The sequence below is a fragment of the uncultured Enorma sp. genome, from assembly GCA_905210055.1.
GTDB lineage: Bacteria > Actinomycetota > Coriobacteriia > Coriobacteriales > Coriobacteriaceae > Enorma.
The window spans coordinates 1-8,156 of sequence record CAJLVH010000082.1 but is presented as its reverse complement, the minus strand read 5'-3'; the positions used below and the strand labels follow the sequence as shown (position 1 = coordinate 8,156).

Here is an 8,156-nt window from a genome sequence, read left to right as displayed (position 1 = left end):
TCGTCGTCAACACGACCGCGATCACCGCCGGCACGCGGACGAGCGCCGCCCGCAACAGGGCGGCTATGGTGGCCCTGCTACGCACGGTGCTCCCGTTCCACCGCCTTCGCCTGCCCTTCCGCATTCACATGCGCAAGATCTCTCAGGTCGCAAACGCCCGACGCGGCAAGCGTCGCGAGCATCGTTTCGCGGTCGCGGTTCATGATGAGCTCCTGGGGAAAGTGGATTTCCTCGAGCATGGCCTTCACGCTGGGGAATTGCCCGATCTGATACGCCATGTGGGCATCGCTCGAAACGGAAATGCCCACACCGAGCTCGGCACAGCGCTCCGCGATGCGACGGCACACGTCGAACGTGGATCCCTCGCGATCGCCCTCGATGCTGTGCTCGTTGATCTCGATGAGCTTATGGCGCTCCTTGGCAGCCGCGAGCACCGTGTCGATGTCGAACGGAACGCCCGCGCGACCCGTGTGGCCGAGCACGAACACCCGCGGTTCGGCGAGAACCTTCAAGTACATCTCGGTCGCCTGAGCAACCGAAGCATCGCACGCGAATGCGCGGTCGTGTACGCTCGCAACCAGATAATCGAGCTGGCGCGTGATACGGTGAAAGAGCGTATCGCCATGCGAGCAGCTTTCGGTCGTGATGTTGTTGGCACATGTGACACCCTGGCCGAAAAGCCTGCCTTCGATGGAGACAATATCCACCTCGGCGGCGCGAAGCAGCGTGACCCCGTCCCACGTGCGTGGCCAGATGATCTGATTGGTGAAGAACTGGAAGTTGCGCAGGTGCGGCTCCGGGAACAGCATCGTGCTCACGTGATCCGAGGAGCCCAGAAGCTCAAGCCCCGCTGCACGAGCGGCGGCCACGTTCTCCGCCAGTGTCGAATACGCATGGCGCGAGAACAGCGTATGCGTATGGATATCGGTTTTGATGCTGAGTGCCATGTGTCGTCCCCCTCGCGACGATGCCGAACTGCAGCGTACCAGCCGCGCGCAGCGTCCACGCTTTATGCCATTATGCCGCGGGTTTCCGGGAAAACCGGCCTGAAACGCATACTTCGTAGAAGCCGCATGAGGCGCTATTCGGGGGCAGGCCCGGCGCACGAATGGCGCTAGGTGCCATGACCCCCGATGTAGTCTTACATTATGCCGCTTGGTTTACGCCATCTCGCCGTCCTCGCATGCCACCTGCTCGGCTATCGTACCAGCAGCCCGTATTCCTCCGCCAGACGCTCCCATGCGGGCAGCGAGCGCTCGATGACCTCGGCCGCCACGCAATAACCCACGCGCAGCCATCCTGTGACACCGAAGCTATTGGACGGCACGGGCAGGAGCTCGTAGGTGCGAGCACGTTCGCAAAACGCCTCCGCGTCCGGATCGGGCGAGCGAACCCACAGGTAGAAGGCACCGTCCGGCTCGACGTAGGTGTAACCGAAGCGTTTGAGCGCGCTGCAGAGCATGTCGCGGTTGCGCGCGTATGCCTCGACATCCGAAGGCTCGTCCACGCAGTCGATAATCACGCGCTGGAACAGCGCCGGCGCGCACACGAAGCCCAGGCACCGCGCAGCGCCCGCCACGGCACACATGACACGGCGCGCGCCCTCGCACACCTGCGGTACAAGCACCCAGCCGATACGCTCGCCAGGCAGCGACAACGATTTGCTGTACGAATAGCACACGATCGTGTGCTCATAGAGGCTCGGTACCCACGGCACCTCCGCGCCATACGTGATCTCGCGGTACGGCTCGTCGGAGATGAGGACGATGGGCTGCGCATGGCCGAGCCCCTCCTCGCGCCGGGCATTGGCCGTCTCAAGCGCCGCGGCAAGCGCCTCGAGATTCTCGCGCGGATAAACCACGCCGGTGGGATTGTTCGGCGAATCGATGATGACGGCCGCCGTGCGCGGTGTGATGGCCGCGGCGACCGCCGCAACGTCGATTTGGAACGTCTCGGGGCTTGCCGGCACTTCCACGCAGGTGGCACCGGCCGTCTCGATCCACACGCGGTACTCCGGGAAGTACGGCGCGATGACGATGACCTCCTCGCCCGGGCACGTAATCGCATGGAGCGCGCACGACACCGACGCCGCGGCGCCCACCGTCATGAAAATATCTGCCAAGCCGTAGGAGGTGCCGAAACGCCTGTTCAGCGAATCCGCCACCGCCTGGCGCGCCGCAGGGAGACCGGGCGCCGGCGTATATCCATGGAGCTGCTCCGGTGGCAGGGCGAGCGAGCGCTCGATGCTTGCGCGGACGGCGTCCGGTGCCGGCACGCTCGGGTTCCCGAGGCTGAAGTCGAACACGTTCTCCTCGCCAATCTGCGCCTTGCGCTCGTTCGCGTAGCTGAAAATCTCGCGGATGACAGAGCTCTCCGCCCCACGCGCGTACATCGTCTCGTTGATCATGCTGCTCCTCAATTCCGTGTTGTCGCCTGCGTGTTTTGCTGGGGCCATCGTAACAAATTCGCGCGCCATCACGGGCTCCTTCCCAACCTTTAACCATCCTCGTTGCTAAAAATTGCCCAAACCGTCACGAAGACATGAATTCACTCGCCTTCGTGACGGTTTCGGCATTTTTAGCACGTAACGATTCGCGAGCCAAGGAGCTGGAAATGCATGACTGAGCTCACGGAATGAAATGAATGCGAAATTATTACTTTGGTACCTTGACATCTATACGCCCAGTAGTAGCCTATTCAGGCGCAAATTAATAATTAGGTACCTATACGATTGAAGGAGGTTACGAACTCCATGGGAAATCATCTGCCTGATGAGCAGCCCGCCGAAGAGGGCGACCGGGAGTATAGCGGCACCACAGCCGAGCAGCCCGATTCTGCAAGCCGCGCTGAATCCGCCGAGCATCCCGCCTCGGCCGCAGGCACGGAAGCAGGAGAGCCGTCGCGCGCGGAGCGCATCCTGCGTGGTCTTGGCTACTGCGGCCACTACCTGCACTTCCACGGCGGCGGCCGTTCTGGTCGCGAGCCCATCCTGTGCAAACTCCACCGCGCCGGTGGCAGCATGTCGCAACTCGAACTCGGCGGCCAGTTCGAACTCAAAGCGGGCTCGCTCTCCGAGATCCTCGCGAAAATCGAAGCTGCCGGCCTCATCGAGCGCACGCGCGACCCACGCGATCGCCGTGCCCTCACCGTCCGCCTCACCGAAGCGGGGATGCAGGAGGCCCAGCGTGCCATCGAGGCGCGCAGAAGCTTCCGTGAGCAGGCATTCTCGAACCTAACCGATGAGGAACAAGACGAGTTCATCGCCCTACTCGAAAAGATCCGTAACCGTTGGGAGGAACTTGCATGATCAAAACGCTCATGGCAAGCATCCGCGAGTACCGGCGTGCCGCCGTGGCGACGCCGATCATCGTGCTCGGCGAAGTCGTTATGGAGGTGGCCATCCCCTTCGTGACGGCAAAGCTCATCAACGCCATCCAGGCCGGCGCGACGCTGGGGCAGCTCTTGCCATACGCCGGCGTGCTCGTGGGCATGGCACTCGCGTCGCTGGCGTTCGGCATCGGCGCGGGCATCACCTGCAGCCAGGCGAGCTGCGGCTTCGCGAAGAATCTGCGCCACGACGTCTTCGCTGCGGTCCAGCGCTTCAGCTTCGCCAACATCGACCAGTTCTCGAGCTCCTCGCTTGTCACGCGCCTCACCACGGACGTCACGAACGTGCAGCTCGCCTACATGATGATCATCCGCACCGCTGTGCGCTGCCCGATGCTGCTCATCTGCGGCATCGTCATGGCCTTCATCATGGCCGGCCCCTTGGCCGCCGTGTTCGTGATCATCGTTCCGCTGCTGGGCTTCGGCCTCTTCAAGGTCGTGCGCACCGTGCACCCCATCTTCCGCGCTGTGTTCCGCAAGTACGACGCGCTCAACGAGTCCATCGAGGAGAACGTCACCGGCATGCGCGACGTGAAGAGCTACGTGCGCCAGGAGTATGAGAAGCAGAAGTTCGGCCGCGCTGCGCAAGACGTGTGCGCCGACTTCACCCGCGCCGAGAAGATCCTCGCCCTCAACAACCCCATGATGAACTTCTCGGTGAATGCGGTGTTCGTCATCGTCATCCAGTTCGGCAGCTACCTCATCATCTCCAGCCAGGGCGCCCTCATGAACGTCGGCCAGTTCAGCGCCCTCACCACCTACGGCTTCATGATCCTCATGGCGCTCATGATGGTGTCGATGGTCTTCGCCATGATCACCATGGCGCAGGAGAGCGCCGAGCGTATCGTGGAGGTCATTGAGACCGAGCCCACCATCAAGAACCCGGAGCACCCGGTCACCTATATGAAGGACGGCTCGATCGACTTCGACAACGTGACGTTCAAGTATTCCGAGAAAGCCGAGCACCGCGCGCTCGCCGAGATCGACCTGCACATCAAGAGCGGCGAGACCATCGGCATCATGGGCGGCACCGGTTCGGCGAAGACCTCGCTCGTGAACCTCATTAGCCGCCTGTACGATGTGACGGAGGGCTCCGTGCGCGTCGGCGGCGTGGACGTGCGCGACTACGATCTCGAGTACCTGCGCAACAACGTCGCTGTGGTGCTGCAGAAAAACGTGCTGTTCTCCGGCACCATCAAGGAAAACCTGCGCTGGGGCAAGGAAGACGCCACGGACGACGAGATCAAGGAAGTGTGCGAACTCGCGCAGGCCGATGAGTTCGTCCAGGGCTTCCCCAAGAAGTACGACACATACATCGAACAGGGCGGCACGAACGTCTCCGGCGGTCAGAAGCAGCGCCTGTGCATCGCCCGCGCGCTGCTGAAGCACCCGAAGGTGCTCATCCTCGACGACTCGACGAGCGCCGTGGACACCAAGACCGACGCGCTCATCCGCGAGGGCCTGGCGCAGTACCTGCCCGAGACCACGAAGATCATCATCGCGCAGCGCACGAGCTCCGTGGAGCATGCGGACCGCATCCTCGTGCTCGACAACGGTCATATCGCCGGCCTGGGCACGCACGACGAGCTCATGCAGACCTGCGACATCTACCGCGACACCTACCAGAGCCAGAACCGCATGAGCGAGGAAGATGCCGAGGCCGCGTCCGCACCCGCGGAGGCTCCCTCCCAAGATGTCGCGACCCAGGAAGGAGGTGCCGCCGATGCCCGCTAACGACGCACGCGAACAATACGAGGCCAACCGTCAGAACGTCGCTGGCCGTAGCAAGGCTCCGGTGAAGCCCAAGGGCGGCAAGGGTAAGACGCTCATCCGCCTCTTGCGCACCCTGTTCTCGTTCTATCCCAAGCTGCTGCCGCTCGTCTTCTGCTGCTTGGTGACCAACTCCATCCTCTCGGCGCTGCCCGCAACCTTCATGCAGCGTGCCCTCGAGGTTGTGACCGCCACGTGGGAATCCGGCGACTGGGCGAGCGCATCCGGCCCCATCCGCTCCATCGTGCTCACGCTCATCTGCATCTACGCCGTGTCGCTCACGCTCAGCTTCACGTGGAACCGCATTATGGCCGTCGTCACGCAGGGCTCACTCGAGAAGTTCCGCGAGAAGGTCTTCGACCACATGCAGGATCTTCCCATCCGCTTCTTCGACACGCATCAGCGCGGCGACATCATGAGCCACTACACCAACGACATCGACGCGCTGCGCCAGATGATCGGCCAGTCGCTGCCGAACATCACGCTCACGATCGTGACCTGCATCTCCGTGATCTGCGTCATGCTGTACTACAGCGTGTGGATGTGCATCATCATCGTGGCGGGCGTGCTGTTCATGTCGTATGTGACCAAGCAGCTCGGCGGCCGCTCTGCGAAGAACTTCGTGGCGCAGCAGCGCGAGATCGGCATCGTCGAGGGCCATGTGGAAGAGATCATGAACGGCCAGCGCGTCGTGAAGGTCTTCTGCCACGAGGATGCGGCGCAAGATGACTTCGACGTGCGCAACGAGGCGCTTTTCCAGGCGGCGCGCGCGGCGAACATGTACTCCAACACGCTCGGCCCCATCCTCATGAACCTCGGCAACCTCATGTACGTCATCGTGGCGCTCATGGGAGGCGTGTTCATCGAGCTCGGCGTGCCGAACCTCTCGATTTCCGGCCTCGCCTTCTCCATCGCGGTCACGGTGCCGTTCCTCAACATGACCAAGCAGTTCGCCGGCCAGATCGGCCAGATCTCACAGCAAATTAACGCGGTAGTCATGGGCCTCGCCGGCGCCGAGCGCATCTTCGAGCTGCTCGACGAGGAGCCCGAAGCCGATGAGGGCTACGTGACGCTCGTGAACACCCGCATGCAGGACGGCGAGCTCGTGGAGTGCAACAAGCGCACCGGCCGCTGGGCATGGAAGTGGCCGCATCACGACGGCAGCGTTGAGCTCGTGCCGCTTCAGGGCGACGTGCGCCTGAACCACGTGGACTTCGGCTACGAGCCCGGGCACACCGTGCTGCACGATGTAAGCGTGTGGGCGGAACCCGGCCAAAAGATCGCGTTCGTGGGCGCCACCGGCGCGGGCAAGACCACGATCACGAACCTCATCAACCGTTTCTACGACATCGCCGACGGCAAGATCCGCTACGACGGCATCAACATCAACAAGATTAAGAAGGACGACCTGCGTCGTTCGCTCGGCATGGTGCTGCAGGACGTGAACCTGTTCACCGGCACCGTGATGGACAACATCCGCTACGGTCGCCTCGACGCCACGGACGAGGAGTGCATCGCCGCCGCGAAGCTCGCCGGCGCGCACGGCTTCATCGAGCGCCTGCCCGAGGGCTACAACACCATGCTCACGGACAACGGTTCGAACCTCTCCCAGGGTCAGCGCCAGCTGCTCTCGATCTCGCGCGCCGCGGTGGCGGATCCGCCGGTCATGATCCTCGACGAGGCGACATCGTCCATCGACACGCGCACCGAGGCGATTGTGCAGAAGGGCATGGATGCGCTCATGAACGGGCGCACCACGTTCGTTATCGCGCACCGCCTCTCCACCGTACGCAACTCCGACGCGATCATCGTACTCGATCACGGCCGCATCATCGAGCGCGGTAGCCACGACGAGCTCATCGCGAAGCGCGGCGTGTACTACCAGCTCTACACAGGAGCGTTCGAGCTCGAGTAGGTCGAGCAGCCGAAGAACGCCGCTGTAACGACGCGCCCCTGCAAGGATCACCCTTGCAGGGGCGTTTTCGTACGCTTACGCAATGGCGGCACAGCAACAGCAACGCGGCGTCGCCGCCATCACGGTGCCGCGTCGCTCCGCTATATCAAGCCGAAATGCTCGAGCGCGCTCACCACGCCGTCATCTTGCACGGAGCTCGTCACGTAGGCGGCGCGCGCCTTCACCGCGGGCATGGCGTTGCCCATCGCGACGAACGTCTCCACGGCACCGGCCATCGGCAGGGAGTCGCCGAACGCGAACGTGCCTTCAATGCCACAGCCCAGGCTTTCGAGCGCGCGCCGCACGCCGTAGCCCTTGTCCACGCCCTTCGCAGTGAACTCGCAAATTCCCAGACCCAGATCGAAGAAGTCGAAGTTCGCGTCGAAAAACGCCGGGTCGACGCTCTTCAGTGCCTCGAGGTCGCTCGTGTACGTGACGAATTTCGTGAACCGCATATCCGTGTGCGCGCGCAGTTCGTCCACCGAGTGCACGACCAGCTCCGCCGCGCCCTCGCCGTACGTCGCACCGTTGACGGCATACGCTACGTCTCCGGCTGTCGCTTCCAGCAGCACCGGAATGCCACACGACTCCGCGCACCCCAGCACGCGCACCGTGTGGGCAGGCTCGACGGCCTCATCGTGGATGAGCTGCACGAGTACAACAACGACTCGAGCGCTAGCAGCGACTCGGCAATGAGCGCGAGCGGCCTGCCCGTGCAGATAAACGCCAGATGACCGCGCTTGCGCAGCTCGTGGAAGGCCTGCGTCACAGCCTCGCTCGGGCGCGCGTTCGCAACGGTTTCCGCAACGTCGCCGCCCGGCTTATGCCAGATGATGGTTCCATCCACGTCAAAAAACAGGATGCTCCGTGCCTCGCCCATGCGAAGGTACCCCTTTCTTATTGGTCAACAGGCTGTATTATGCCCGAGCCCGCAGGCGCAAGCACCCTGCTCTTGGTGAAATCCTCTTTTTCGGCCACATGTGACCACGCGGGATCGCCGCTTCAGCCAGCGCCCGCCGCCGCCCAGCCAATAACCCCCGTCCCC

7 protein-coding genes are annotated in these 8,156 nt (G+C 63.1%); 3 read left to right on the top strand and 4 right to left on the bottom strand.

The features are described from left to right. Nucleotides 1-77 precede the first annotated feature (77 nt). Entirely contained in the window at nt 78-947 is an 870-nt protein-coding gene (locus tag QZ079_RS06245) for a phosphatase (RefSeq protein WP_297036507.1), read from the bottom strand. A 251-nt stretch (nt 948-1,198) separates the two neighbouring features. Next, nucleotides 1,199-2,407: a pyridoxal phosphate-dependent aminotransferase gene (locus tag QZ079_RS06240; RefSeq protein WP_297036505.1), complete on the bottom strand. Its 1,209-nt coding sequence runs from the start codon at nt 2,405-2,407 to the stop codon at nt 1,199-1,201. Nucleotides 2,408-2,752: 345 nt separating this feature from the next. Here QZ079_RS06240 and QZ079_RS06235 point away from each other — a divergent pair, with 345 nt between their 5' ends. The 3 genes from QZ079_RS06235 to QZ079_RS06225 are packed head-to-tail and all read left to right on the top strand — an operon-like array spanning nt 2,753 to nt 7,072. Then, nucleotides 2,753-3,307 (top strand): MarR family winged helix-turn-helix transcriptional regulator, encoded by a 555-nt coding sequence (locus tag QZ079_RS06235; protein WP_297036503.1) that lies wholly within the window; start codon nt 2,753-2,755, stop codon nt 3,305-3,307. After that, a complete protein-coding gene (locus QZ079_RS06230; RefSeq protein ID WP_297036500.1) occupies nt 3,304-5,121 on the top strand; it encodes an ABC transporter ATP-binding protein in 1,818 nt (605 codons plus the stop codon). The genes QZ079_RS06235 and QZ079_RS06230 overlap by 4 nt, the downstream gene beginning before the upstream one ends. Next, nucleotides 5,111-7,072 carry an ABC transporter ATP-binding protein gene (locus QZ079_RS06225; RefSeq protein WP_297036498.1) on the top strand — a complete coding sequence of 654 codons (1,962 nt, stop codon included), beginning with the start codon at nt 5,111-5,113 and terminating at the stop codon, nt 7,070-7,072. Before QZ079_RS06230 ends, QZ079_RS06225 begins: the two co-directional genes overlap by 11 nt. A 140-nt stretch (nt 7,073-7,212) precedes the next feature. Here QZ079_RS06225 and QZ079_RS06220 read toward each other — a convergent pair whose 3' ends face one another. Further along, on the bottom strand, nt 7,213-7,683 hold the full coding sequence (locus tag QZ079_RS06220; RefSeq protein WP_297036495.1) for an HAD family hydrolase: 471 nt from the start codon (nt 7,681-7,683) through the stop codon (nt 7,213-7,215). Continuing rightward, a complete protein-coding gene (locus tag QZ079_RS06215; protein ID WP_297036492.1) occupies nt 7,653-7,991 on the bottom strand; it encodes an HAD family hydrolase in 339 nt (112 codons plus the stop codon). The genes QZ079_RS06220 and QZ079_RS06215 overlap by 31 nt, the downstream gene beginning before the upstream one ends. Nucleotides 7,992-8,156 lie beyond the last annotated feature (165 nt).

What these genes read in the sequence shown, in the direction of transcription:
- QZ079_RS06215 (WP_297036492.1), bottom strand. Translation starts at nt 7,991, where the DNA reads ATGGGCGAGGCACGGAGCATCCTGTTTTTTGACGTGGATGGAACCATC.
- QZ079_RS06245 (WP_297036507.1), bottom strand. Translation starts at nt 947, where the DNA reads ATGGCACTCAGCATCAAAACCGATATCCATACGCATACGCTGTTCTCG.
- QZ079_RS06235 (WP_297036503.1), top strand. Translation starts at nt 2,753, where the DNA reads ATGGGAAATCATCTGCCTGATGAGCAGCCCGCCGAAGAGGGCGACCGG.
- QZ079_RS06225 (WP_297036498.1), top strand. Translation starts at nt 5,111, where the DNA reads ATGCCCGCTAACGACGCACGCGAACAATACGAGGCCAACCGTCAGAAC.
- QZ079_RS06230 (WP_297036500.1), top strand. Translation starts at nt 3,304, where the DNA reads ATGATCAAAACGCTCATGGCAAGCATCCGCGAGTACCGGCGTGCCGCC.
- QZ079_RS06240 (WP_297036505.1), bottom strand. Translation starts at nt 2,407, where the DNA reads ATGATCAACGAGACGATGTACGCGCGTGGGGCGGAGAGCTCTGTCATC.